The sequence below is a fragment of the Microbacterium ginsengiterrae genome (genome assembly GCF_014205075.1).
Taxonomy (GTDB): Bacteria; Actinomycetota; Actinomycetes; order Actinomycetales; family Microbacteriaceae; genus Microbacterium; species Microbacterium ginsengiterrae.
The window spans coordinates 2,129,486-2,155,783 of sequence record NZ_JACHMU010000001.1 but is presented as its reverse complement, the minus strand read 5'-3'; the positions used below and the strand labels follow the sequence as shown (position 1 = coordinate 2,155,783).

Genomic DNA, 26,298 nt, shown 5'->3' with positions numbered 1-26,298 from the left:
TTATAGATCAACTATAACAACTGTTGACACCCTTCAACGCACTTTGTGGATGGCAGCCGCGGCAGCACACTGGCGGGATGAAGATCACTCCGCGTCGTCTCGCGATCGGCATGAGCCTGTGGATCCCCAATCTGTTCAGCGGGATCCGCGTCCGCCGCTACAGCGATGACTGGACGCACGCGACCGTCGAGCTGCACGTCAACGCGTTCACCCGGAACTTCGTGGGCACGGCGTTCGGCGGCTCGATGTCGGCGATGACCGACCCCTACTTCTTCATGCTCGTGATGCACCAGCTCGGTCGGGACTACGTCGTATGGGACACCCGCGGCGAGATCGAGTTCGTCAAGCCGGGCCGCGGTGTCCTCACCGCGGAGTTCCACGTACCGACGGAGAAGGCCGCAGAGCTGCGCGACAGGGCTCGGGGCGGGAGGAAGGTCCTCGAGTGGTTCGCGACCGAGATCACCGACCGCGATGGCGATGTGGTCGCGCGGGTCCGAAGAGAGGTCTACGTCCGCGAGAAGCGGCGCGTCACCGAGGCGCGCGGAGGCGCCGCACCTGCCGCATGACACGATGAGCGGGTGCCTCTCGCTCGCAGACTGACACTCGCGGATGCCGTGGCCATCGGTCTCGGGTCGATGATCGGTGCCGGCGTGTTCTCGGTCTGGGGGCCGGCGACGGCTGCGGCGGGCTCCGGGCTGCTCATCGCCCTCGCAGTGGCCGCGATCGTCGCCTTCTGCAATGCCATGGCATCGGCGCAGCTCGCCGCCGCGCATCCCGTCGCCGGAGGCACCTACACCTACGCGCGCATCGAGATCGGTCCGTGGTGGGGGTTCATCGCCGGCTGGTGCTTCGTCATCGGCAAGCTCGCCAGTTGCGCGGCCATGGCGATGACGTTCGCGGCCTACGCCGCCCCCGCCGGGTGGGAACCACTCGTCGCCGCCGGCGCCGTCGCCGCCCTCACGACCGTCAACTGCCTGGGGGTCACCCGCACGGCGCTGGCGACCCGCATCCTCGTCGTCATCTCGCTGCTCGGTCTCGCGGTCGTCGTCGCCGTCGGGTTCTCCTCTGCACCTGACGCGTCGCCCACTCCCCTGCCCGATCCGACCGCGTACGGCGTGCTCCAGGGTGCCGGACTGCTGTTCTTCGCCTTCGCCGGGTACGCGCGGATCGCGACCATGGGCGAGGAGGTCGTGAACCCCGCGCACACGATTCCCCGCGCCGTCGTCCTCGCACTCACCGGCGCGCTGGTCGTGTACGTGCTCGTCGCGCTCGTCGTGATGACGACGCTCGGTGGGGACGTCGTCACCTCCTCCGCCCCCTTGGCGGAGGTCGTGGAGGGCGCAGGGCTCCCGGCGCTCGCTCCCGTCGTGCGCGTCGCCGCCGCCGCGGCATCCCTCGGCGCCCTGCTCGCGCTGCTCACCGGCGTCGGTCGCACGACGTTGGCGATGGCGAGGGAGTCCGATCTGCCGCGGTTCCTCCGCGCCGTCCACCCGCGGTGGCAGGTCCCCCACCGCGCGGAGATCGCGGCCGGGCTCATCGTCGTCGCGGTCGTGCTGGTGGCCGACCTGCGCGGGGCGATCGGATTCTCATCCTTCGGGGTGCTGCTGTACTACCTGATCGCGAACGCGGCGGCCTTCCGCCAGCCGGCATCCGCCCGCCGCCACCCGAGGGCGCTGGCGGTCGTCGGCGTGCTGGGATGCCTGCTCCTCGTGAACACGCTTCCGGTCGTCGCGTCGCTCATCGGGACCGGCGTCGTCCTCGTCGGCGTCGCGTATCGGATGCTGCGCCTGAGGCTCAGCCGGCGCCGGTCCGATAGTCCCGAGGGGTGACGCCGAGAACAGCGCGGAAGTCGTTCGTGAGATGCGCCTGGTCGACGTATCCGAGCTCCGCGGCGATCACCGACAGGCTCGCGTCAGGGTCGTCACGGATCCGTTGAGCGGCTTCCTGCAGACGCCGACGGCGGATCATCGCCGCCGGAGGCAGCCCGACGTACCGGTGGCAGAGACGCTGCAGGGTACGAACCGACATCGCCAGCCGCGCCGCCGCTTCCTCCGGCCGTGTGACGGCGTCATCACCCATGAGCATCTCGGACATCGCGTTCGCCTGGCGCGCCTCCGGCCCGATCTCGCCCACCCGTCGGATCAGCCAGCGCGAGAACGCGTCCGCCGCGCGCTCCCGGTACCCCTCTCCGCCCGATTCCATCGCACGGAGGACACCGTCGTGAAGATCGAGGGCGTCCAGAGTTCTGGATGAGTCGCGGAGCGCGCCGGGGTCGGCCGCCAAGGTCGCGGCCGCTGCCGGATGCAGCAGCGCGCCGACCGCCCAGCCGCGCCCGGAGAGATCACGATGCGTCGCCGTCGTCGTCGGCCCGACCAGTTCCACCCCGTCAACCTGGACGACGAGGTTCAGCGCCGGATACGCGACGACGTGCTGCCGGGAGGTCCGACCCGGCTCGATGTCCCACTCGGGCACCCAGAACCAGGCCACCAGCTTCGCGGCATCCTGCGGAGGCGTCAGCCGATGGAACCGCGGCATCCGCGACGGATAGAGCACCCCACGACCGACATCCACCACGCGATCGACCATAGCCTCCGCATCCGCCATGGTGTCGCGAATCTGCAAGCGCCCGCCGCGAGCGCCCTCCTAGCGTGGACGCATGGACACCACGACAGGACTCACCGGCACGCACACCGTGGACGGCCGCCCTCGAAGCGCGACGTCGCTCACTCCCTTCCTCGCGATTCCACGAGCCGCGGAGGCCATCGCGTTCTACCGCGACGTGTTCGGCGCGACCGTCGTCGACGTGACCGAGATGAACGGCATCGTGGTGCACGCGGACCTCGACTTCGGGCTGGGTCTGCTTCAGGTCGGAGAGCCGAACCCCGAATACAGACTGGTCGCGCCGCCGGACGGCGACGACGATTGCTATTCCCTCGGCCTCTACGTGCCCGATGTCGATGCCGTCCTCGCCCGCGCCGAAGACGCCGGCGCGACCGTGCGGGAGCCGGCCTCGACGTTCGTCTCCGGCGATCGCTTCGCGAGCATCCGCGACCCGTTCGGCGTGCGCTGGTCCCTCATGACTCGTGTCGAGGATCTCTCGCCCGCGGAGAGCGCGCGCCGGGTGGCGGAGTGGGTGGCCTCGTTCTCGGCATCCGCACCGCACCAGGCGTCCACGGACTGACATTTCCGCGTTGGCGCCGAACGTCCGGGACCGCACGGATGCAGGGCCCAGGCACGGATGCAGGGCGACACGCCGCCGATCTCCCTTGCAGACGTGCTTCGGCCCTGCATCCGTGCGCGCGAGACACACGCCGCCGGCCGCACGCAGTGGCGGACGGACGCCGGACGGACGCCGGACGGACGACGGACGGACTCAGCCCAGCGGGCGAAGCTCCAGCGAGCCGGGCTCCATCCCGGCCGAGACCGTCGCGAAGGCGGTGTAGCCGTCGGCCGCCGAGCGCTCCAGCAGCCCCTTGAAGTTCTTCACGCGCCGCTCGAGCCGCACACGACCATGCCCGAGGAGGGCCGCCTTGTGCGCGATGAGCTCCGCGAGAGGCACATCGGCGTCGTGCACGAGGACGATGGCCTGTGCGTCGGCGTCCGCCTCGTCCCCGAGCAGGTCGGCGAGGCGCTCGAAGCCGAGCGAGAAACCGACCGCGGGAACCTGCTGGCCGAGGAACCGGCCGATCATGCCGTCGTAGCGCCCGCCGCCACCGAGCGAGTACGACACGGACGGGTGCGCGAGCTCGAAGATCGTGCCGGTGTAGTACCCCATGCCGCGCACGAGGAACGGATCGAACACGAGCGGGATGTCGGTCGCCCCGGTACCGGCGGCGACCGCCTCACCGATGCCGACGAGGTGCGCGACGATCTCGTCCGGCGCGTTCTCCGGCAGAGCCTTGCGGATCTGCCGCTCCCCGAACGGGTTGTACTCCATGGTCTGCGGGCGACGGAGATAGGCGTCGAACGCATCGACGGCGGATGCCGTGGCTCCCCGCTCGCGCAGCTCGGCGACGATCCCATCCGGACCGATCTTGTCGAGCTTGTCGATCGTGATCAGCACGCCGGGGCGTTCCTCGACCCCGAAACCGAAGGAGTCCAGCATCCAGTCGAGGACCCGGCGGTCGTTCACACGGATGGTCGCACCGTCCAGGCCGAGGGCGCCGATGACGTCCAACGACGCGACCATGAGCTCGGCCTCCGCACGCGCGGAATCGTCGCCCATGATGTCGATGTCGCACTGCACGAACTGGCGGTACCGCCCCTTCTGCGGGCGCTCCGCACGCCAGACCGGACCGATCTGGATCGCGCGGAACACCGACGGCAGCTGTGCGCGGTTGCTGGCGTAGAAGCGCGCGAGGGGGACGGTGAGGTCGTAGCGGAGCCCGAGATCGCTGAGGGCCTTGGGGTCCTCGGCCCCGGCGCGGATCGCATCGGCATCCAGCCCGCGGCGGAGGATGTTGTAGGAGAGCTTCTCGTTGTCGCCGCCGATCCCGGCATGCAGACGGTCGTACTCCTCGACGACGGGCGTCTCGATCTCGTCGAAGCCGTGCGCCAGATAGCGCTCGCGGATGACGGAGAGGAGCCGCTCGCGGCGGGCCTTGTCGGCGGGGAGGATGTCGCGCATGCCGCGCGGCGGGTTCACAGTAGCCACCCCTCTATCTTTCCAGGTCTCGCCACCCGCTCACCGCGCAGGTCCGGATGCCGTGTGGGCGCGCCGCGGCGTCAGCGGGACTCGGCGGTCCGGACGTCCTCCTCCAGCCCGCGCAGCCGCTCACGGAGGGCGCGCTCGGCGTCCCAGCCGTTCTCGCGCGCCTGTGCCACCAGGGCGAGGAGCGCGTCGCCGAGCTCGGCCTCGGATGCCGGGGACGCGGCATCCCCCTCGGCATCAGGCGCAGCGCCGACGGATGCCGCACGTCCGACGAGCTTCTGCGCGAGCGCGAGTGCCGGCATCCCCCGCGGGACGCCGTCGAGCACGCTCGTGCGTGTGCGCTTCTCCGCCGCCTTCGCGGCGTTCCAGTGCACGAGGACCTCTTCCGGGGTGCGCGCGACGGCATCCCCGAAGACATGCGGATGCCGTCGGACCATCTTCTCGGTCAGCGTCTCGGCGACGTCGTCGATGTCGAAGGGATCGTCGGGGTCCTGCGCGGCGATGGCGGAGTGGAACAGCACCTGCCACAGCAGGTCGCCCAGCTCCTCGCGCAGGTCGCCTCTGCTGCCGCTCTCGACGGCGTCGATGACCTCGTGCGACTCCTCGATGAGGTACGGGACGAGGTCGCGGTGCGTGATCTGCTGCGACCACACGCAGCGCTCTCGCACGGCCCGCATGGTGTCGGCGGCGGCCCGCAGCGGATCGACATCGGTCATGGCAGCCTCCAGGTCGTCAGGAACTCGCCGCCGTGACGCGTCGGTGCCACGCGGCCCGCGACGACACGATGATCGCCGACAGGATGAGCGCGATCAGCGAGCCGACCAGGACCCCGAGGATCGCCTGATCCCTGATGGCCCTGTCATCCGCGAACGCGAGGTTGGACAGCAGCAGCGAGACGGTGAATCCGATGCCGCCGAGCGTGCCCGCCGCGAGCAGATCCGTCAATTTCAGCGCTGACGGCTTCGAACGCGCGCCGATCCGCACCGCGATCCATCCGAACAGTGTGATGCCGATGATCTTGCCCAGCGGCAGGGCGACGGCGATGCCGAAGAACGCCGGCGAGAGATCGGTCGGTGCGACCGCCGGGATCACGACGAACGCGGCGGCGAAGGCGAACACCGGCAGGATGGCCCCGTTCACCCACGGTTCGAGCACATGGCGCACCCGCATCGAAGGCGACTGCGCGATGGCGAGTCCGAGCGCGACGCCCGCGATGGTCGCGTGGATGCCGGAAAGCAGCACCAGTCCCCACACGAGGACGCCGACGATGATCATCACGACGACGACCGGCCAACCGCGGCGCTCCGGCAGCGCCCTGGAGAGGATTCCGAAGATGACGACGCCCACGACGGCGAGCACGAGGAAGAGCCAGTTGAGATCGTGCGCGAAGAGCACGGCGATGAAGATGATGCCGATGATGTCGTCGAGAATGGCGAGCGCGAGCAGGAACACGCGGACCGCGGAGGGCAGCCCCTTCCCGAACACCGCGAGCACTCCGAGGGCGAACGCGATGTCGGTCGCGGTGGGGATCGGCCACCCGCTCGACGTTGCGGAGCCCCCGGCGATGATCAGGTAGATCACGATCGGCACGACCACGCCGCCGGCCGCGGCGATCGCCGGCTGCAGCGCCTTGCGGAACGAATCGAGCTCGCCGCGTGTGAGTTCGTACTGCAGCTCCATCGCCACGACGAAGAAGAAGATCGCCAGCAGACCGTCCGAGATCCAGTGCTCCACCGAGAGATCGATGCCCGTCCCGGGGATCGCGATGTGGAAGCCGAGTACGGCGTCGATCGGTCCGAACGTGGGGAGGTTGGCCAGCAGGATCCCCAGCGCCGCAGCCACGAGGAGCAGGACGGCCGGGAACTGCTGTGTGCGCAGGAGATTATGGGACTCAGACATCCGCTCCATGCTATGCCCGCGCCCGTAGGACGACGTCACGTTGTCAGGAGCAGCTCCGCGCCGCCGCTAACCTCGAAAGATGACTTCCGAGCCCACTCACACAGAGGCCATCCGCGTCATCGGCCGGTTCGAAGCCGGTCGCGGGATCCCCGACGAGATGCGCGCCGACGTCCGCATGCTCGGCGCTCTGCTCGGGCAGGTGCTGCAGGAATGCGGCAGCCCCGGGCTCTTCGAGGACGTCGAACGCCTGCGCCTGGCGACGATCCAGGCCTATGAGGAGGAGAGCGCCGAGGCCTTCGAGCGCGCGGCCGGGATCGCCGACTCCTTCTCGGTGGCCAGGGCCGACGAGGTCGCCCGCGCCTTCACCTGCTACTTCCACCTCGTGAACCTCGCCGAGGAGCACCAGCGCGTGCGCGTGCTCCGTCAGCGCGCAGGGCAGCCCGGCCGCGAGGATGCCGCGGACACCGTGGCCGCCGCATACGCGCAGCTGCGCCGAGAGGTCGGCGAGGACGAGGCCCGTCGCCGTCTGGCCGAGCTCCGGTTCCACCCGGTCTTCACCGCCCACCCCACCGAAGCACGCCGTCGCGCGGTCTCCACGAGCATCCGTCGCCTGTCGGACCTGCTGACCCAGAACGACGCGGCCAGCGACGACGGTGCGGAGCAGCGCCGCGCGCGCCGCCGGATGCTGGAGGAAGTCGACACGCTCTGGCGCACCGCTCCCCTGCGCGCCCAGAAGCCGTCGCCCACCGATGAGGTGCGCACGGTCATGTCCGTCTTCGACGAGACACTCTTCACGACGGTTCCCCACGTGTACCGCCGCATCGACGACGCCCTGCGCGGTGAGGACTCCGGCGCGAGCGAACCCGTCGTCCCCGCCTTCGTGCGGGTCGGCTCCTGGGTCGGCGGAGATCGCGACGGCAACCCGTTCGTGACCGCATCCGTCACGCGCGAAGCCGCACAGATCGCCTCCGACCACGTGCTGCGCGGACTCGAGCGCGCGCTGGACAGGATCGGGCGCACCCTCACCCTCGACGCCGAAGGCACTCCCCCGAGTGCCGCGGTCACCGCGCTGTGGGATGCGTTCTCCTCCTCGCACCCGGATGCCGCGGCCGAGATCGCCGCGCGCTCCCCTGAGGAGCCGCATCGACGCGTGGTGCTCTCCTTCGCGCGCCGGGTCGCCGACACGCGCACCGGCGCCGACGGCGGCTACCCCGCACCGGAAGCGCTGCTCGAGGACCTGCGCGCCGTGCAGCATTCCCTGGCGGCGGCTGGGGCCAAGCGCCACGCGTTCGGTGGCGTCCAGCATCTGATCTGGCAGGTCGAGACGTACGGGTTCCACCTGACGGAGCTCGAGGTGCGTCAGCACTCGCAGGTCCACCGGCAGGCGCTCGCTGAGCTGGAGGCGGGCGGCGAACGCAGCGATCAGACCGTCGAGGTCCTCGAGGTGTTCCACGCGATCGCCGAGATCCAGCGCACGTACGGCCTGCGCGCCGCCGGACGATACGTCGTCTCGTTCACGCAGTCCGCCGAGGACCTCGCGAACGTCCACCGTCTCGCCCGCCACGCACTCGGCGACGACGCGCCCGTCCTCGACGTCGTGCCGCTGTTCGAGACGTTCGCCGATCTGCAGGCCGCGCCCGAGATCCTCGCGGAGGTCGTGCAGTTCCCAGAATTCCGCGCGCGCATGGCGGAGACGGGCAACCGCCTCGAGGTCATGCTCGGGTACTCCGACTCGTCGAAGGACGTCGGGCCGGTCGCCGCCAACCTCGCCCTGTACGAGGCGCAGGAGAAGATCGCGCTGTGGGCGAAGGAATCCGGCATCGCGCTCACCCTCTTCCACGGCCGCGGCGGTGCGCTCGGCCGCGGCGGCGGGCCCGCCAACTCCGCCATCCTCGCCCAACCGCCGCACTCCGTCGACGGTCGTTTCAAGCTCACCGAGCAGGGCGAGGTCATCTTCGCCCGCTACGGTGAGCCCGCCATCGCGATGCGCCACATCGATCAGGTCGCCGCGGCGACCCTGCTGGCCTCTTCGCCCGGTGTCGAGGAGCGCACGAGCGGCGCGGCCGAGCGCTTCGCCGAGGTCGCGCACACGATGGATGCCGCCTCACGAGCACGATTCTTCGAGCTCGTGAAGGCCGACGGCTTCGCCCCGTGGTTCGCCACGGTCACCCCGATGGAGGAGATCGGGCTGCTCGCGCTGGGCTCCCGCCCCGCACGTCGCGGTCTCTCAGTCGAATCCCTGGAGGACCTCAGAGCGATCCCCTGGGTGTTCGCGTGGACCCAGGCGCGCATCAATCTCGCCGGCTGGTTCGGCCTGGGAACGGCGCTGGATGCCGTCGGCGATGAGGCGCTGCTTGCCGAGGCCTACCGCGAGTGGCCGCTGCTGCGCACCATGATCGACAACGTCGCCATGAGCTTGGCGAAGACCGACGAGCGGATCGCGCGACGCTACCTCGCACTCGGCGATCGTGACGATCTCGCGCAGCTCGTGCTCGACGAACTCACCCTCACCAGGGAATGGGTCATCCGCCTCACCGGCGGGGACGGCCTGCTGCAGAACAAGCCGATCCTGCAGCGCGCGGTCGCCCTGCGCAGCCCGTATGTGGATGCGCTGTCGCTGCTGCAGCTGCGCGCGTTGCGCGAGCTGCGTGCCGCGGCATCCGGATCGGGCGCCGACGAGGAACAGCGCCGCCTGCTGCTCCTGTCCGTCAGCGGAGTCGCCGCCGGTCTGCAGAACACCGGGTGATCCGCTCGGTGCGACAGCGCCGAAACACCCGGGGTAAGGTGAAATCTCGTGCCTGATCCGGCGCCAGACTTCACGCGACACGATCGCCCCTCCCTCCGCATCACTCAGAAAGCCGTCCCCGCGTGACCGCAACACTCACTGATTTCCATCCGCTCAGCGACACCGTCCAGCCCGTGTTCGAGACGGTGCTGCAGCGCAGCCCGAACGAGCCCGAGTTCCAGCAGGCCGTTCATGAGGTCCTCGGGACCATCTCGCCTGCCCTCGAGCAGCATCCGGAGTACGTCGACGGCGGCATCCTGGAACGCATCGTCGAACCGGAGCGGCAGATCATGTTCCGCGTGCCGTGGATCGACGACGCCGGCAAGATCCAGGTCAACCGCGGCTACCGCATCCAGTTCTCGTCGGTCCTCGGTCCGTACAAGGGCGGCCTGCGCTTCCACCCGTCGGTGAACCTGTCGATCATCAAGTTCCTCGGGTTCGAGCAGATCTTCAAGAACGCCCTCACCGGACAGGGCATCGGCGGCGCCAAGGGCGGTTCGGACTTCGACCCGCACGGCCGCAGCGACGGCGAGATCATGCGTTTCTGCCAGTCGTTCATGAGCGAGCTGTACCGGCACCTGGGCGAGCACACCGACGTTCCCGCAGGTGACATCGGCGTCGGTGCCCGCGAGATCGGCTACCTGTTCGGCTCCTACCGGAAGATCACGAACCGTCACGAGTCGGGCATGTTCACCGGCAAGGGCACCGGCTGGGGCGGCGCGGAGGTGCGCACCGAGGCCACGGGCTACGGCGCGGTGTTCTTCGCTCAGGAGATGCTCGCCGTGCACAACGAGACCTTCGCGGGCAAGCGCGTCGGCATCTCGGGCTCCGGCAACGTCGCGATCTACGCCATCCAGAAGGCCACACAGCTCGGGGCCACTGCGGTCACGGCATCCGACTCGTCCGGGTACGTCGTCGACGACGCCGGTATCGACCTGGATCTGCTCCGCCAGATCAAGGAGGTCGAGCGCGCTCGGATCGTCGAGTACGCCAAGCGCCGCCCGAGCGCACGGTTCGTCGAGGGCGGCAGCGTCTGGGACGTCCCGGTCGACATCGCCGTGCCATCGGCCACCCAGAACGAGGTCAGCCTCGCGGACGCGGAAGCCCTCGTCGCGAACGGCGTGCGCGCCGTCTCGGAGGGCGCGAACATGCCGTGCGTCCCGGATGCCGTCGCGGCGTTCCAGAACGCGGGCGTCCTGTTCGCCCCAGGCAAGGCGGCGAACGCCGGTGGTGTGGCGACCTCTGCCCTCGAGATGAGCCAGAACGCCTCGCGTCAGCGGTGGACGTTCGGCGACAGCGAGAACAAGCTCCGCGAGATCATGCGCGACATCCACACCGCGGCGTTCGACGCGGCGGAGAAGTACGGCGTCCCCGGCGACTACGTCGCAGGAGCCAACATCGCCGGCTTCCAGCGCGTGGCCGCGGCGATGCTCGCCCAGGGCGTCATCTGATCGCTGCCGCCGCCCCCGCTTCGACTCGTCGCTGACGCTCCTCGCTCACCGACCCCCGCGGGGCGTTGAGCGGAGGCGGCGCAGCCGCCGCAGACGAAACGGGCTGAGCGAGCACAGCGAGCCGAAGCCAGCTCCCCTCCGAGAGCCCCGCTTCGACTCGTCACTGCGCTCCTCGCTCACCGCGTTTCGTCTCGCTGCGCTCGCTCAACGACCCCCCGCGGGACGTTGAGCGGAGGCGGCGCAGCCGCCGCAGACGAAACGGGCTGAGCGAGCACAGCGAGCCGAAGCCAGCTCCCCTCCGGCGGGGCGTCGCTTCGACTCGTCGCTGCGCTCCTCGCTCACCGCGTTTCGTCTCGCTACGCTCGCTCAACGACCCCCCGCGGGACGTTGAGCGGAGGCGGCGCAGCCGCCGCAGACGAAACGGGCTGAGCGAGCGCAGCGAGCCGAAGCCAGCTGCCTCTGAGGACGCCGCTTCGACTCGTCGCTGCGCTCCTCGCTCACCGCGTTTCGTCTCGCTACGCTCGCTCAACGACCCGCGGCATCCTGTCAGAGCTGCACGTCGTGCGCGTGACGGGCCAGCGACGAGCCGTAGCGCTCCGTCAGCTGCACCATGAGGTCCGGGGTGTCGCGGTCCACGCCGAAAACGTGCCCGGGGAAGTCGAGATCCGGCTGCGCGGCAGCGATCTCCTCGGCCTGATCCGGGGAGAACAGCCGGACGGGGTCACCGGCCGCCACCCACCCGATGGGCACCACGGTGCGCTCCGGGAGCACGGCCCGACGGGTCACGATCGCGTTGACGCGCACCTCGCAGCGCGGGCCGATGACGGAACCGTTGAACACGCGCGCGCCGGAGGCGAAGAACACCTCGTCGCCGACCGTCGCGCCCGCGATACTCGCCAGGGTTCCGATGAGGGTGTGGTCACCGATGTGCACCGCGTTGGCGGCGGTGGCACGGATGAGCGCGTTCTCCATGACGATCACGTGGTCGCCGAGCGTGATGGGGCCGCCCTCCGCGGTGATCACCGCGCCGTGCAGCACCTGGCAGTTCGCGCCGATCACCACGTCGCCGGAGATGACGGCGGTGGGAGCGATGACGGCCGTGTCATGGATGCGGGGCCGAGCCCCGAGGTGCTCGTACAACATGCCGTCAGCGTACCGTCACACTCGGTCGCGCCACAGGGCGTCGCGCGCTCGTGCCGATGAGGATCGCGGCGACGACGATCACGGCAGCAGCGGGAAGCGGCACGGCCGACGGGCCGCCGACGCTGACCAGGCCGGATGCCGCCCCTGCGCCGACGGCAATACCGCCGTTGAACAGCACGGGAATGAGCGCGCCGGCGAAATCGCGCCGCTCCGGTCCGGCGATGCGCAGGATGAGCGTCTGAGCGAGCGGCGGGAAGGCCCCGGAGCCGATCCCCCACACGACCACGATGATCACGGACACGACGGGTGCCGAAGAGGTCACGAGCGCCGCCACCGCGAGGCCGGTCACGGCGACCGAGACGACGAGGGCACGCACGGTGTTCTCACCCACGCGCGCGGCGATGGCGACGCCCACCGCCGAGGCGACGCCGAACATCAGCAGCACAGCGCTCATGCCACCCGGCACGAGCGACGCGGCGGGTTCGACGAGTCGAGTGATGAACGTGAAGGCGCCGTAGTGCCCGATGAGGGCCACCGCGACCAACGCGGTGACGATCCCGAGCATGCCGCCTCCGGCGCGGCCTCGCACCGACGCCCCACTCGCCGCGGTGCGCCGGCGCGGCACGGACGGGACGGCCACCCGCACTCCGGCGGCGATGACGAGCAGCAGCACGCCGAGCACGGCGAAGGCGACCCGCCAGTCGCTGGCCTCGGCGAGTAGCCTGCCGAGCGGTGTGCCGATGACCATTCCCAGCGTTCCACCGCCGAGGACGATGCCCACCGCGCGACCGAGCATCCGATCCGTGACGAGGTCGGCGACGAACGCGTTCACAGTGGCCCACAGCAGTCCGACGGCGGCGGCACCGAGGATGCGGGCGGCGAGGGCGATGAGATAGGTCGGGGCTGCGGCGGTCAGCAGCGCGGACACGGCGAGGATCACGAGCGCGACGATGATCACCGGACGAGCCGGCCACCGTCTGCCCAGCCGGCTGAGCGGAAAGCTGGCGATCACCACGACGGCCGCCCAGATGGACACCAGCGCACCCGTCTCCGCCTCGTCGACGCCGAGCCCCGCGCTCATCGGCGCGAGCACGGCCGTCGGCAGCATCTCGGAGGTGACCATGAGCATGGTCGCGACCGCGAGCACGAGGACAGGACTCCAGGGAAAGGCAGCCTTCTCAGAGGAGGTTTCGTGTGTCATGATGACACGGTAAACGTTGACATTGATGTCAATGTCAACGTCGATTTCGCTCTCAGGAGGCCTCATGAAGATCGGCGAACTCGCGGCCGTCGTCGGTGTCTCACCGCGGTTGATCCGGTATTACGAGCAGCAGGGTCTGTTGACGTCCGCGCGCAGCGACAACGGCTATCGCACCTATCGGGATGCGGATGTCGACCGCCTGCGCCGGGTGGCAGGCCTCGTCCAGGCCGGCATCCCCACCCGCCTGGTGAAGGTGCTCGTCGACGCGGAGGACGCCGCCGCACGCGCGGATGAGACCTGCCCCAGAGAGGTCGCCGAGCTCCTCAGCGCGGAACTCGACGGGCTCGATGAGCGCATCGACTGCATGACGAGGAGCCGCGACACCATCCGCCGCTATCTGCAGCGCACCAATCAGGAGATCGAACAGCGCGAGACCGTCTCGGTGTGACCGTCGGCGACGGTCAGTGCGCGCTCAGGCGCCCTCCGCAGCGGCCTTCGCCGGCTCGGGGAACAGCGCCGTGAGCAACTGGGACACCCAGCCGAGGATCTCGACATCGTCCGGCAACGGCACGAGCAGCGCCTCTCCCCCGGCGACGAACTTCGCCTTCGGGTACAACCGCTGGAGCCGCACCTTCATGGAGTCCTCGAGGCGGGCCGGTGCCACGCGCAGGTTCGACCCCATGACGACGACGTCGGTGAGCCCGGCGCGTGCGGCACGGCGACGCAGGCGAGCGACGTCGACGAGGCCCTCGACCTCTTCCGGCGGCGTGCCGTAGCGGTCGGTGAGCTCCTCGAGGACGAGGTCGATCGCGTCGTCCTTCGCGCTGGGGGCGGCCGCCGCGGAGAGCTTCTGGTACGCCTCCAGACGCAGCCTCTCGCTGTCGATGTAGGTCTCGGGGATGCGTGCGTCGACGGGGATCTCCATGCGCAGCTCGATGTCGCCGGTGGTGTCCTCGCCGCGGAAGTTCGCCACGGCTTCACCGATCATCCGCAGGTAGAGGTCGAACCCGACGCCGGCGATGTGACCGGCCTGCTCCGCCCCGAGCATGTTGCCCGCCCCGCGCAGTTCGAGGTCCTTCAGCGCCACCTGCATGCCGGATCCGAGATCGTTGTTGATCGCGATCGTCTGCAGCCGGTCCGCTGCGGTCTCGGACAGCGGCTTGGAGTCGTCGTAGAGGAAGTACGCGTACGCACGCTCGCGCCCACGGCCGACACGACCGCGCAGCTGGTGCAACTGGCTGAGACCGTACTTGTCGGCCTTGTCGATGATGATCGTGTTGGCGTTGGAGATGTCGAGACCCGTCTCGACGATCGTCGTCGACACGAGCACGTCGTACTTGCGCTCCCAGAAGTCGTCGACGACCTGCTCCAGCTGGTGCTCGCCCATCCGCCCGTGCGCGACGGCGATGCGGGCCTCCGGGACGAGTTCGGCGAGTTCGGTCGCCACCCGCTGGATGGACTGCACGCGGTTGTGCACGAAGAACACCTGACCCTCGCGGAGAATCTCCCGACGGATGGCCGCAGCGATCTGCTTGTCGCTGCGCGGGCCGACGAAGGAAAGGATCGGATGCCGGTCCTCTGGGGGCGTCGCGAGCGTGGACATCTCGCGGATGCCGGTGACGGCCATCTCGAGCGTCCGCGGGATCGGGGTCGCGCTCATGGCGAGGATGTCGACGTTGGTCTTGAGCTTCTTCAGCTTGTCCTTGTGCTCGACGCCGAAGCGCTGCTCCTCATCGATGATGAGCAGCCCGAGGTCCTTGAACATGACCTGTTCGGTGAGGATGCGGTGCGTGCCGATCACCATGTCGACCGAGCCGTCGAGCAGCCCGTCGAGGGTGAGACGCGCATCCTTGTCGGTCTGGAACCGCGACAGCGCCCTGACCTTCACCGGGAAGCCGGCGAAGCGCTCGGTGAAGGTCTCCATGTGCTGTTTGACGAGCAGAGTCGTCGGCACGAGCATCGCGACCTGCTTGCCGTCCTGGATGGCCTTGAACGCGGCGCGGACGGCCACCTCGGTCTTACCGAAGCCGACATCGCCGGACAGCAGCCGGTCCATCGGGATCGGCCGCTCCATGTCGGCCTTGATCTCGTCGATCGTCTGGAGCTGGTCCTGCGTCTCCGCGAACGGGAAAGCCTCTTCGAGCTCGCGCTGCCACGGGGTGTCCGGGGCGAAGGCGTGCCCCTTCGCGGACACGCGAGCCGAATAGAGCTTCACGAGCTCGACGGCGATGTCACGGACGGCCTTGCGCGCCTTGTTCTTGGCCGCCGACCAGTCGCTGCCGCCCATCTTCGACAGCGTCGGCGCCTCGCCGCCGACGTACTTCGACAGCAGATCCAGCTGATCCGTCGGCACGTAGAGCTTGTCGCCCGGGTATCCGCGCTTGGAGGGCGCGTATTCGAGCACGAGATAGTCGCGCGTCGTCTTCGTCGCGTTGCGTCCACCCGTGGAGACCTCGCGCTGTGTCATCTCGACGAACTTCGCGATACCGTGCGTGGCGTGGACGACGAAGTCGCCGTTCTTCAACTGCAGCGGGTCGACGACGTTGCGCCTGCGTGAGGCGAGCTTCTTGACGACGCGCTGGTCCCCGCCGATCGTGCGGCCGTAGAACTCGTTGTCCGTGAGGACGGCGAGCTTCACCTCCGGCACCTGGAACCCGGACTCCAGCGAGCCGACCACGAGCGAGGCGACGCCGGCGTCGGGCGCATCCGGGAGGGTCTCGACCGCTCGGGCGGCCAGACCCCGGTCGGAGAGGACGTCCCTGGCCCTGTCGACGAGCCCGGGGCCGGATGCGACGACCACGACGCGCCAGGAGTCGGCGAGCTTGGCCCCGACGAACTCGATGGCGCCGTCGACGTTGCCGTGGAAGGACGGGATGATCGACGCGTCGATGTTCGCGGCATCCGTGTCGTCGGTCGCGAACGGACTGAACCGCCACCAGACCCCTCCGCGGTCTCGGACGATCTCGCGTAGGCGCGCGACGCTGAGGAAGTCGCCTGCGCCGAGATCGATGGGCGCGGACGCGCCGGAGGTCGCGGCGCTCCATGCGGCCTCGAGGAACTCGCGGTTGGTCTCGCCGAGACTCTGCGCACGCGCGCTCGCACGCTCGGGGTCGACCAGGGCGACGGCCGTACCGGGAGCGAAGTACTCCGCGAGCGACCGGAGCGGACCGGCCACGGCGGGGAGCAGCGATTCCATCCCCTCCACGGGGATGCCCTCGGACATCTTCTCGAGCATGCCGGCGATGGCAGGGAAGCCGGAGATGAGCGACCGCGCCTTGTCGCGCACGTCCGCCGTCAGCAGCAGCTCTCGCGTCGCGGGGAGTTCGACGAGGTCGACGTCGCCGGGGAGCGAGCGCTGATCGGCGACGGAGAATGCGCGGATCTGGTCGATCTCATCGCCGAAGAACTCGACGCGGTACGGATGCTCGCTCGTCGGCGGGAAGACGTCGAGGATGCCGCCGCGCAGGGCGAACTCGCCACGGCGGGAGACCATGTCCACGCGGGTGTACGCGCGTTCGACGAGCTGCTCGACAGCGTCGTCGAGCTCGAGCCCCCGCGCGCCGATCGCGAGCGACAAGGGAGCGGTGTCGGCGAGGTTGGAGGCGATCGGCTGCAGCGCTGCGCGGACCGACGCCACGACGATGAGCGGGTGCTCGCCGGACCACGTGGTGATGCGCCGCAGCGTGTCCAGTCGGCGACCGACGGTGTCGGCGCTCGGGCTCAGCCGTTCGTGCGGGAGGGTCTCCCAGGCGGGGAAGCTGAGGATCTCCGCATCGGGGACGAGCGACCCGAGGGCGAGGGCCAGCGACTCGGCGCGGCGGCCTGTCGGTGCGATCACCAGCGCGGATGCCGGATGCCCCTGCCGCGCGCGCTGGGCGAGGAGCCCGGCGATCGTCGGCGCGTCGAGTCCGTCGACGAGACCGATGTCGCCGTCGGTCTGCGCCCAGGTCAGGGCGTCACGGAACAGAGTCGCCTCTTCCAAGGCACGCAGAATCCCCGGAACAGTCACCCGTCAAGCTTAGACGCGACCTCCGACACCGCGGCAGCGTCATGGAGGCGTTCGCTCCCCGCGCACCTCAGTAGCCTTGGCGCATGGAACCCGTCGTCCTGCGCACCGAACGTCTCGTCCTCCGCGCCATCGGCGCCGAGGACGTGGATGCCATCACCACCGCATGCCAGGATCCCGAGATCCCCCGCTGGACCACGGTGCCGAGCCCGTACTCGCGTGAGGACGCCGAGGGCTTCGTCGAGCTCACCGCGAAATGGTGGGACGAAGGCAGCGAGACCGTCTGGGGCGTCTTCCGCGACGACGTTCTGGTCGGCGTCGTCGGTCTGCACCGCATCACTCCGCACCCGCACGGCGGTGTCGCGGAGATCGGCTATTGGGCGACAGCGGGCACGCGCGGCCGCGGGTTCACGGTCGAAGCTGCGCGTGCCGCCATCGACTGGGCGTTCGCGGAGCTGGAGCTCGCCCGCATCACCTGGCGTGCAGTGGTCGGGAACATCCCCTCCGCTCGCACGGCACGCGCACTCGGATTCCGGTACGAAGGGCTGGCGAGGCAGGGCCTCACACACGCGCACGGCCGATACGACGGCTGGATGGGCGGACTCCTGGCCTCCGACGAACGCGCACCGGTGGCCTGGCCGATCGACCTCGGCTGACCCACCCTCCCCGATGTCGGCGGCAGATGGCAGGATGGGCGCATGCCCGAGATGCCGGAGGTACAGGGGCTCGTCGACTTCCTCGGCGAGCGCGCCGTCGGGCATGCGATCACGCGGACGAACGTCGGCGAGATCGCGGCGCTGAAGACGTACGACCCGCCGAACACCGCGTTGCACGGGGCGACGATCACCCGGGCATCACGGCAGGGCAAGTTCATCGTGCTCAGCTGCGGTGACGACCTCCACCTCGTCTTCCATCTCGCCAAGGCTGGATGGTTGCGCTGGTACGACCTGCTGCCGACGACGCTGATCCGGCCGGGCAAGTCCCCCATCGCCCTTCGCGTGGCGCTCGACGACGACAGCGGCTTCGATCTCACCGAGGCCGGCACGAAGAAATCGCTGGCGGTCTACGTCGTGCGCGACCCGCAAGAGGTGCCTGGCATCGCCCGGCTCGGCCCGGAGCCGCTCGAGCCCGAGTTCACCCGCGACACGCTCGCCGGGCTGCTCGCGGGGCGCCGCACGCAGATCAAGGGGCTCCTGCGGGACCAGTCCGTCATCGCCGGCATCGGCAACGCGTACAGCGACGAGATCCTGCACGCGGCGAAGATGTCGCCGTACGCGACCGCCGCGAACCTCGACGACGACGACGTCGACCGTCTGTTCGACGCCATGCGCATGATCCTCACGGATGCCGTGGCCGCGGCATCCGGAAAGCCGCCCATCGACCTCAAAGACGCCAAGCGCTCCGGATTCCGCGTCCACGCCCGCCGAGGAGAGGCCTGCCCGGTCTGCGGCGACACCATCCGCAGCGTGTTCTTCGCCGACCGCTCCCTGGAGTACTGCCCCACGTGTCAGACGGGGGGCAAGACGCTCGCCGACCGCCGCCTCTCCCGCCTGCTGAAGTGACCACCACAGGGAGCACTCCCGCTCCCTGTGCCCGACACGGAATGAAATGCGCGCGCATGCGTTGAGTACACTGAGCATCAAACGTGCTCCGGGGTCGGTGAGAATCCGAACCGGCGGTGACAGTCCGCGAGCGTCGAGGGAAACCGCGATGCCGATCCGGTGGAATTCCGGGACCGACGGTGATGCGAGAGAGATCTCGCTAGTCCGGAAGGGAGGCAGCACGATGCGCGTCAACGCGCCGTCTGCCATCCCCGGAGCCTGGACGAAGGACGACGGATGGCAGTGACCGAGGCGGAGCGCCGCGCGATGGATCGCGCGCTCGAGCTCGCCGTTCGCGGCCCCCGTGGCGTGAACCCGCAGGTGGGCGCCGTCATCCTCTCCCCTGCCGGAGACATCATCGCCGAGGGCTGGCATCAGGGCGCAGGCACCCCGCATGCCGAGGTCGCCGCGCTGTCCGCGCTGGCGCCAGGAGCCGCGCGGGGCGCCACCGCCGTCGTCACACTGGAGCCCTGCAACCACACTGGCCGCACGGGCCCCTGCGCTCTCGCTCTCATCGAGGCGGGCATCTCCCGCGTCGTGTACGCGCTCGACGACCCGGGAGAGGTGTCCGGCGGCGGAGCAGCGCGTCTTCGCGCCGCCGGCGTCCAGGTCGACGCGGGCGAGCGCGCGGATGCCGCGCATGAACTCATCGCGGACTGGCTGAGCGCGCAGCGACTCGGCCGCCCGCATGTCACCGTCAAGTGGGCGCAGAGCCTGGACGGGCGCGCGGCAGCCGCCGACGGGTCCAGCCAGTGGATCACCGGGGCCGATGCGCGCGCGGACGTCCACCGTCGACGCGCGGCAGCCGACGCGATCGTCGTCGGAACGGGCACGGTCCTCGCCGACGACCCCTCTCTCACCGCCCGCGACGGAGACGCGCTGCATGCGCACCAGCCCGTCCCCGTCGTCATCGGTGCACGCGCGACCCCGACAGGGGCCGCCGTCCGCCGCCATCCGCATGAGCCGCTCTTCTATGACACCCGTGATCTCATGGCCGTCCTCGCGGACATGCAGGCCCGCGGCATCCAGACGGTCTTCGTCGAGGGCGGGCCGACGCTCGCCAGTGCATTCATCGCCGCAGGGCTCGCCGATCGGGTGCTCGCGTACGTCGCGCCCGTCCTGCTGGGTGGGCCGCGCCTGGCCATCACCGACATCGGTGTGCCGTCGATCGACGCCGCACGCCGCCTCGTCATCGACGAGTGGATCCCGCTCGGCCCGGATCTGCTCGCGGTCGCGCACCCGACCGCATCCGAACCGCACAGTGAAGGAGTCCGTTGATGTTCACCGGAATCATCGAGGAGATCGGCGAGATCACCACCATCGCACCATCCGGTGACGGCTGGCGGCTCACCGTCCGCGCACCGAAGGCGGCACGCGATGCCGTGCACGGCGAGTCCATCTCCGTCTCCGGCGTCTGCCTGACCGTCGTCGGGTCGACCTCGGACAGCTTCGATGCCGACGTGATGAAGCAGACCCTCGACGTGTCGGCACTGGCGACGGCATCCGTCGGCACCCGCGTGAACATCGAGAAGGCGATGCCGGTCGGCGCACGCCTGGGCGGTCACATCGTCCAGGGTCACGTCGACGGCGTCGGCGAGGTCCTCGAGGTCCGCCCCGGAGACCAGTGGTCTGTCCTGCGCATCGCGATCCCCGCCGACCTCGCGCCGCTCGTCGTCGACAAGGGGTCGATCTCCATCGACGGAACCTCCCTCACCGTCTCGGCCGTGAGCGAGCCCTCGGCCGACCAGGGATGGCTCGAGGTCTCCCTCATCCCCGAGACTCTCGCCGCCACGACCCTCGGCAGCCGCGCCGTCGGCGACCGCGTCAATCTTGAAACCGACATCCTCGCCCGCCATGTCGAGCGCCTCCTGGCGTTCCGGGCTGTCTCGGAAGGAGGCTCACGATGAGCCTTTCCACCATCGAAGAAGCACTCGAGTCGCTGCGGGCCGGTCGCCCGGTCATCGTGGCCGACGACGAGAACCGCGAGAACGAGGGCGACGTCATCCTCTCCGCGGAACTCGCAAGTCCCGAGTGGGTCGCCTGGACGGTGCGGTGGTCGTCCGGCTTCATCTGCGCCCCGATGCCGGCCGACCTCGCCGACTCGCTGAACCTCCCGCCGATGGTCGAGGCCAACGAGGACGCCCGCTCGACGGCGTACACCGTGAGCGTGGATGCCGCGGTCGGCGTCACCACCGGCATCAGCGCGTCCGACCGCGCGCGCACCCTCAACGTCCTCGCCGACCCGGAGTCGACGCCGACGAGCATCATCCGCCCCGGGCACGTCCTCCCCCTGCGCGCCGTCGACGGCGGCGTGCGAGAGCGCAGCGGGCACACCGAAGCGGCGGTCGACCTCATGAAGCTCGCAGGCCTGCGTCCCGTCGGGGCGATCGCCGAGGTGGTCGCGGAGGACGGCAGCATGATGCGCCTCCCCGGGCTCAAGGAGCTCGGCAAGCGCGACGGCGTGCCCGTCATCACGATCGAGCAGCTCATCGCGCACCTCAACACCATCGATCCGCTCGACGGTCCTGTCGTGTCCTCGCGGGCGGGCCGTCGCCGGGTGAGCCTGCGCGCGGACGCCACCGTCCCCACCGACCACGGCGTCTTCCGGTTCCTCGCATACAAAGATCGGGTGACCGGCACCGACCACATCGCCGTCGTCTCGGGCGAACCGGGCGAGACCGCTCTGGTGCGCGTGCATTCGGAGTGCCTCACCGGTGAGGCGTTCGGATCGCTGAAGTGCGAGTGCGGCCCGCAGCTGGACGCGGCCCTGGACGCCATCGAGCAGGAGGGCGGCGTCGTCATCTACATGCGCGGTCACGAGGGACGCGGCATCGGACTCATCAACAAGCTCCGCGCGTACAGCCTGCAGGAGGAGGGGCTCGACACGGTCGATGCCAACCTCGCCCTCGGCCTCCCCGCCGATGCCCGCGAGTACGCCGCGGCAGCCGGCATCCTCAACGACCTCGGGATCTCCAAGGTGCGTCTGCTGACGAACAACACCGACAAGGTCGCGCAGCTGCGCGAGCTCGGACTCGACATCATCGAGCAGGTCCCGCTGATCGTCGGCGTCGGCCCGAACAACCACCAGTACCTCGAGACCAAGCGCGACCGCATGGGCCACATCATCGGCGAAGCCGAACTGGCGGCGGCACTCGCAGACGGAAAGGACGACGCATGAGCGGCGCAGGAGCACCCTCCCCCACGGACGAGATCGACGCGACGGGACTCCGCGTCGTCGTCATCGCCGGCACCTGGCACGACGTCATCACGAACGGCCTGATCGCCGGCGCGGAGCGCGTCCTCACGGCATCCGGTGCCTCGCACGAGCTCGTCCGCGTGCCCGGGTCGTTCGAGCTGGCCCTCGCCGCCCAGGCGGCGTTCGCCGGCGGCGCCGATGCGGTGGTCGCGCTCGGCGTCATCATCCGCGGTGGCACCCCGCACTTCGAATACGTGTCGGCGGCGACGACCGACGGCCTCACCCGTGTCGCGCTCGATGCCGGCAAGCCGGTGGGCTTCGGCGTGCTCACCCTCGACGACGAGCAGCAGGGCCTGGACCGCGCCGGACTCGAAGGGTCCAAGGAGGACAAGGGCGCAGAAGCTGCGGATGCCGCGCTCCGCACCGCCCTGGTGGTCCGAGCCCTCCGCGGCTGACCCCGGTCGCCCCGGTCGGCGGCTCCTCTTTCTTTCTCGCCGCCCGCACGGATGCAGTGCCGCGGCACGCCTGCAGGACGAAACCGCGGCGTGTCGCCCTGCATCCGTGCGGGCGCCCTGCATCCGTGCGGGTCGCGCCGAGGATTCCGGACGTGCGGACCCAGGATGCCGGGGCCGCCGCGCCGTGACATGGGGACATCCGCACACAGCGTTTTCCCAGGAGGCGTAAACTCCCGGAGGGTTCTTCACACGAACCGTCCGATCATCAGGAGTCACCGTGAGTACCACCGCCGCCCCCGCCAACCCGAGATCTCGCGTCATCACCGCGAGCCTGGTCGGCACCACGATCGAGTTCTACGACTTCTACGCCTACGCGACAGCCGCGGTCCTCGTCTTCCCGATCCTGTTCTTCCCCAGCGACAACGAGACCGCGTCGCTGCTGGCCTCGTTCGCCGTCTTCGGTGCGGCGATGGTCGCGCGCCCGATCGGTGCGATGGTGTTCGGGCACTTCGGTGACAAGTACGGCCGCAAGGCGACGCTCGTGGCATCCCTGCTGACGATGGGTATCGCGACGGTGCTCATCGGCGTGCTGCCGACCTTCCAGCAGGTCAACTGGGTCGCCCCGCTGCTGCTGCTCATCCTGCGCCTGGCTCAGGGCTTCGCCCTCGGCGGCGAATGGTCCGGCGCCGCGCTCGTCGCGACCGAGAACGCACCGAAGGGCAAGCGCGCCTGGTACGGATCGTTCCCGCAGCTGGGAGCACCGATCGGCTTCATCATCGCCAACTTCGTCTTCCTCACGATCAACTGGGTCCTGCCGCACCCGGAGGACCCTGCCCTGAAGTCCGAGGCATTCCTCGCCTGGGGATGGCGGATCCCGTTCCTGTTCTCCGCCGTCATGGTCATCATCGGTCTGTGGGTGCGTCTGAAGCTCGTGGAGTCGGACACGTTCAAGAACGCCGAGGCCAAGGGCGCGATCCACAAGATGCCGCTAGTGACGGTGTTCCGCCACTACTGGAAGCAGCTCATCCTCGGCACGTTCATCATGCTCGCCACCTACGTGCTGTTCTACCTGATGACGAACTTCACGCTCACCTACGGCACCGCTCTGACCACGGCCGACGTCCCCGGCCTCGGCTTCGGCTACACCGACTTCGTGCTCATGCAGATCATCGGCGTGGTGTTCTTCGGTGTCTTCACGCTGCTGTCGGGCCCGATCGCCGACGCCGTCGGACGACGGAAGCTGCTGCTGTGGGTCACCGGCGCGATCATCGTGTTCGGTCTCACCTTCAACGTCTTCCTGCTGCCGCAGCTCGACCCGCAGTTCACCGGGGCGCTGACGCAGGCGTTCCTCGTCCTCGGTTTCCTGCTCATGGGTCTCACGTTCGGCCCGATGGGCGCGATCCTTCCCGAACTGTTCCCGACCAACGTCCGCTACTCGGGCTCGGCGATCTCGTACAACGTCTCGTCGATCCTCGGCGCCGCGCTGGCACCATTCGTCGCCGTGGCCCTGTGGGCGGCGGCCGGCGGATCGCCGTGGCTCGTCGGTCTGTACCTCTCGGGCATGGGCGTGCTGACCTTCATCGCACTGATCTTCGCGCCGGAGACCAAGGACCACGACTACGAGGCGGACCTCGGTCTCGCGCAGAGCGCCGAGCTCTAGCCCTCAGGCGTAGTCGGCGGACACCCTCCCCAGCTGGGTCGGGCGTCAACAATGGTTGACACCACCACAAGCGTCAACCTATATTGACAACATGCTCCCGCGCACCGCTCAAGATCTCGATCCGGATGGCGAGCCCATCGCAGAACTGCACCGCCTCGCCGGCATCCGGCGCGACATCGCGCGTGCCGAGGAGGCACAGGTGCGGCGCGCGCGCACGGCCGGATACTCATGGCATGCCATCGCCAGCGCACTCGGCGTGACGAGACAGGCCGCGCACAGGAAGTACGGTCGTAAGTAACCCTTCTCAAGATCGAGGTCTCGCATGTCTCGTACGGCGCTCACTCGCCGACGCGGACGCGGCGCGCCGCAGGACGGTCCGCGCGCCACCTTCCGCCAGCTTCTCCCCTTCCTGTTCGAACACAAGCGCACGCTGATCGTCGTCGCCGTCCTCAGCGTGATCGGCGCGGCGACCTCGCTCGTGCAGCCGCTGCTGGTCGGCCAGGTGATCGCGACAGTGCAGGCGGGCGACGCTCTGGGCCTGCTCGTGTGGGCACTGGTGGGATTCGTCATCGTCTCATCGGTGATCTCCGGCTATCAGCACTATCTGCTCCAGCGCACGGGCACCGCTGTCGTGCACTCCAGTCGGCGACAGCTCATCGCACGCATCCTGCACCTGCCGATCCGCGAGTTCGACTCGCGACGCACCGGAGACCTCGTCTCCCGCGTCGGCACGGACACCACCCTTCTCTACGCGGTCCTCACCCAGGGGCTCGCGGATGCGGTCGGCAGCGCTCTGCTGTTCCTCGGGGCGCTCATCGCGATGCTCATCATCGATCCGATCCTGCTGCTCATCATCGTCGTGGTCGTCGGGGCATCCCTGACTGTGGTCGTCCTCCTCGGCAGCAGGATCCGGACCGCCTCGTCCGCACAGCAGGTCAAGGTCGGCGAACTGGCCTCCGCCGTGGAGCGTGCCGTCGGATCGATCCGCACCGTCCGTGCATCCGGGGCGAGCGAACGTGAGACCGAGGCCGTCTCCGGCCTGGCGAAGGACGCCTACGGCCTCGGCGTCCGCATCGCCAAGGTCTCCGCGCTCGTCGTCCCGATCTCCGGCGTCGCACTGCAGCTGTCGCTGCTGGCCGTGCTCGGCGTCGGCGGCTTCCGCGTCGCCGCCGGAGCGATCACGATCGCATCGCTGATCACGTTCGTGCTGTTCCTCTTCATGATGCTCATGCCCCTGGCGACGACTTTCGGCGCCATCACCTCGGTGAACCAGGCACTCGGTGCCCTCGGCCGCATTCAGGAGGTGCTCGACCTTCCGACCGAGGACCAGGACGACGACGAGATCGCCGCGGCCGTCACCGCAGGGACCGCGACGGCGCAGCCGGGCGATGACGCCCCCGCGCTGTCCTTCCACGATGTGCACTTCCGCTACCCAGATGCCGTGATCGCTGCGCGCGAGAAGGCCGCCGATGAGGCGCGCACGCTGCTCGTGGATGCTCACCTCGAGCGCCCGGAGGACGCGGTCGAGCCCGTTCGGGAGACCGACCGCGCGGTGCTTCGCGGCGTATCCTTCGAGGTCCCCCGGGGTGCGAGGGTGGCACTCGTCGGGCCGAGCGGTGCAGGCAAGAGCACCGTCCTGTCTCTCATCGAGCGCTTCTATGACCCGACCGGCGGATCGATCCGGTTGCACGGTCACGACATCCGCACCATCGCCCGTGCGGAGCTGCGCGCGAACTTCGGCTACGTCGAGCAGGATGCCCCGACCTTGGCCGGCACCCTCGCCGACAACCTCCGCCTCGCCTCCCCCGATGCCACGGATGCCGACTGCGAACGGGTCCTGCGGGCCGTGAATCTCGGCGATGTGCTCGATCGCGGTCCGCTCGGGCTCCAGACCCCGGTCGGCGAGGACGGCGTGATGCTCTCCGGGGGTGAGCGTCAGCGACTCGCGATCGCCCGCGCGCTGCTCACGGAGGCACCGATCCTTCTGCTGGACGAGTCCACGTCCTCCCTCGACGGAGTGAACGAACAGCGCATGCGCGAGGCCATCGACGCCGTGTCGCTCGACCGCACGCTGGTCGTGATCGCCCATCGCCTCTCCACCGTGGTCGACAGCGACTCGATCATCGTCCTGCAGGACGGCGAGGTGGTCGGCAGCGGCACACACGACGAACTCGTCGAAGCTGTGCCCCTGTACCGGGACCTCGCCCGCCACCAGCTGCTGGCGTAGCCGCACGCCGAGCACGCGGAAAC

Annotated in this window: 22 protein-coding genes and 1 riboswitch; of the genes, 15 read left to right on the top strand and 7 right to left on the bottom strand. The window is 69.5% G+C overall.

The features are described 5' to 3' along the window. The first annotated feature begins 77 nt into the window (after positions 1–77). Complete coding sequence (locus HD600_RS10460) at positions 78–566, top strand: PaaI family thioesterase (protein ID WP_184283519.1); 489 nt, start codon at positions 78–80, stop codon at positions 564–566. A 12-nt stretch (positions 567–578) separates the two neighbouring features. Continuing rightward, a complete protein-coding gene (locus HD600_RS10455; RefSeq protein WP_184283517.1) occupies positions 579–1,829 on the top strand; it encodes an amino acid permease in 1,251 nt (416 codons plus the stop codon). Here the strand turns inward: HD600_RS10455 and HD600_RS10450 are convergent. Continuing rightward, positions 1,795–2,586 carry an AraC family transcriptional regulator gene (locus tag HD600_RS10450; RefSeq protein ID WP_184283515.1) on the bottom strand — a complete coding sequence of 264 codons (792 nt, stop codon included), beginning with the start codon at positions 2,584–2,586 and terminating at the stop codon, positions 1,795–1,797. The genes HD600_RS10455 and HD600_RS10450 overlap by 35 nt on opposite strands. A 70-nt stretch (positions 2,587–2,656) precedes the next feature. Between HD600_RS10450 and HD600_RS10445 the strand changes: the two genes are divergently transcribed. Next, positions 2,657–3,181, top strand: a complete 525-nt coding sequence (locus HD600_RS10445) for a VOC family protein (protein WP_184283513.1) — start codon at positions 2,657–2,659, stop codon at positions 3,179–3,181. 192 nt (positions 3,182–3,373) lie between these two features. Here the strand turns inward: HD600_RS10445 and HD600_RS10440 are convergent, their stop codons facing one another. The 3 genes from HD600_RS10440 to nhaA all read right to left on the bottom strand — a co-directional run bounded on the left by HD600_RS10440 (position 3,374) and on the right by nhaA (position 6,550). Further along, positions 3,374–4,627 carry a histidine--tRNA ligase gene (locus HD600_RS10440; protein ID WP_206705893.1) on the bottom strand — a complete coding sequence of 418 codons (1,254 nt, stop codon included), beginning with the start codon at positions 4,625–4,627 and terminating at the stop codon, positions 3,374–3,376. 98 nt (positions 4,628–4,725) lie between these two features. Further along, positions 4,726–5,367, bottom strand: a complete 642-nt coding sequence (locus HD600_RS10435; protein ID WP_184283508.1) for a nucleoside triphosphate pyrophosphohydrolase — start codon at positions 5,365–5,367, stop codon at positions 4,726–4,728. 16 nt (positions 5,368–5,383) lie between these two features. Then, positions 5,384–6,550, bottom strand: a complete 1,167-nt coding sequence (nhaA, locus tag HD600_RS10430) for a Na+/H+ antiporter NhaA (protein WP_184283507.1) — start codon at positions 6,548–6,550, stop codon at positions 5,384–5,386. 79 nt (positions 6,551–6,629) lie between these two features. Between nhaA and HD600_RS10425 the strand changes: the two genes are divergently transcribed. Together HD600_RS10425 and gdhA are read left to right on the top strand one after the other, a co-directional pair. Further along, entirely contained in the window at positions 6,630–9,296 is a 2,667-nt protein-coding gene (locus HD600_RS10425; RefSeq protein ID WP_144795787.1) for a phosphoenolpyruvate carboxylase, read from the top strand. 122 nt (positions 9,297–9,418) lie between these two features. Next, positions 9,419–10,786 carry an NADP-specific glutamate dehydrogenase gene (gene gdhA, locus HD600_RS10420; RefSeq protein WP_184283505.1) on the top strand — a complete coding sequence of 456 codons (1,368 nt, stop codon included), beginning with the start codon at positions 9,419–9,421 and terminating at the stop codon, positions 10,784–10,786. 546 nt (positions 10,787–11,332) lie between these two features. Here gdhA and HD600_RS10415 read toward each other — a convergent pair. Both HD600_RS10415 and HD600_RS10410 read right to left on the bottom strand, forming a co-directional pair. Then, on the bottom strand, positions 11,333–11,929 hold the full coding sequence (locus HD600_RS10415) for a gamma carbonic anhydrase family protein (protein ID WP_184283503.1): 597 nt from the start codon (positions 11,927–11,929) through the stop codon (positions 11,333–11,335). Between the two features lie 4 nt (positions 11,930–11,933). Continuing rightward, positions 11,934–13,130: an MFS transporter gene (locus HD600_RS10410; protein ID WP_144795790.1), complete on the bottom strand. Its 1,197-nt coding sequence runs from the start codon at positions 13,128–13,130 to the stop codon at positions 11,934–11,936. A 64-nt stretch (positions 13,131–13,194) separates the two neighbouring features. On the opposite strand from HD600_RS10410, the gene HD600_RS10405 reads away from it, so the two are divergent. Beyond that, positions 13,195–13,578 carry a MerR family transcriptional regulator gene (locus HD600_RS10405; protein ID WP_144795791.1) on the top strand — a complete coding sequence of 128 codons (384 nt, stop codon included), beginning with the start codon at positions 13,195–13,197 and terminating at the stop codon, positions 13,576–13,578. 24 nt (positions 13,579–13,602) lie between these two features. Here HD600_RS10405 and mfd read toward each other — a convergent pair whose 3' ends face one another. After that, complete coding sequence (gene mfd, locus HD600_RS10400) at positions 13,603–17,139, bottom strand: transcription-repair coupling factor (protein WP_184283501.1); 3,537 nt, start codon at positions 17,137–17,139, stop codon at positions 13,603–13,605. 83 nt (positions 17,140–17,222) lie between these two features. Between mfd and HD600_RS10395 the strand changes: the two genes are divergently transcribed. The 9 genes from HD600_RS10395 to HD600_RS10355 all read left to right on the top strand — a co-directional run bounded on the left by HD600_RS10395 (position 17,223) and on the right by HD600_RS10355 (position 26,275). After that, positions 17,223–17,792, top strand: a complete 570-nt coding sequence (locus HD600_RS10395) for a GNAT family N-acetyltransferase (protein WP_184283499.1) — start codon at positions 17,223–17,225, stop codon at positions 17,790–17,792. Positions 17,793–17,834: 42 nt separating this feature from the next. Further along, complete coding sequence (locus HD600_RS10390) at positions 17,835–18,698, top strand: Fpg/Nei family DNA glycosylase (RefSeq protein ID WP_184283497.1); 864 nt, start codon at positions 17,835–17,837, stop codon at positions 18,696–18,698. Between the two features lie 79 nt (positions 18,699–18,777). Continuing rightward, positions 18,778–18,924, top strand: a riboswitch (FMN riboswitch). 50 nt (positions 18,925–18,974) lie between these two features. Next, entirely contained in the window at positions 18,975–20,015 is a 1,041-nt protein-coding gene (gene ribD, locus HD600_RS10385; RefSeq protein ID WP_184283495.1) for a bifunctional diaminohydroxyphosphoribosylaminopyrimidine deaminase/5-amino-6-(5-phosphoribosylamino)uracil reductase RibD, read from the top strand. Beyond that, complete coding sequence (locus HD600_RS10380) at positions 20,015–20,644, top strand: riboflavin synthase (RefSeq protein ID WP_144795797.1); 630 nt, start codon at positions 20,015–20,017, stop codon at positions 20,642–20,644. Before ribD ends, HD600_RS10380 begins: the two co-directional genes overlap by 1 nt. Further along, a complete protein-coding gene (gene ribA, locus HD600_RS10375; protein ID WP_144795798.1) occupies positions 20,641–21,915 on the top strand; it encodes a GTP cyclohydrolase II in 1,275 nt (424 codons plus the stop codon). Before HD600_RS10380 ends, ribA begins: the two co-directional genes overlap by 4 nt. After that, positions 21,912–22,388, top strand: a complete 477-nt coding sequence (gene ribH, locus HD600_RS10370) for a 6,7-dimethyl-8-ribityllumazine synthase (RefSeq protein ID WP_184283493.1) — start codon at positions 21,912–21,914, stop codon at positions 22,386–22,388. Before ribA ends, ribH begins: the two co-directional genes overlap by 4 nt. Before the next feature lie 277 nt (positions 22,389–22,665). After that, positions 22,666–24,048 (top strand): MFS transporter, encoded by a 1,383-nt coding sequence (locus HD600_RS10365; protein ID WP_184283491.1) that lies wholly within the window; start codon positions 22,666–22,668, stop codon positions 24,046–24,048. Positions 24,049–24,139: 91 nt separating this feature from the next. Next, positions 24,140–24,346, top strand: a complete 207-nt coding sequence (locus HD600_RS10360) for an AsnC family protein (RefSeq protein ID WP_184283489.1) — start codon at positions 24,140–24,142, stop codon at positions 24,344–24,346. 24 nt (positions 24,347–24,370) lie between these two features. Further along, a complete protein-coding gene (locus tag HD600_RS10355) occupies positions 24,371–26,275 on the top strand; it encodes an ABC transporter ATP-binding protein (protein ID WP_184283487.1) in 1,905 nt (634 codons plus the stop codon). The last annotated feature ends 23 nt before the right edge of the window (positions 26,276–26,298 follow it).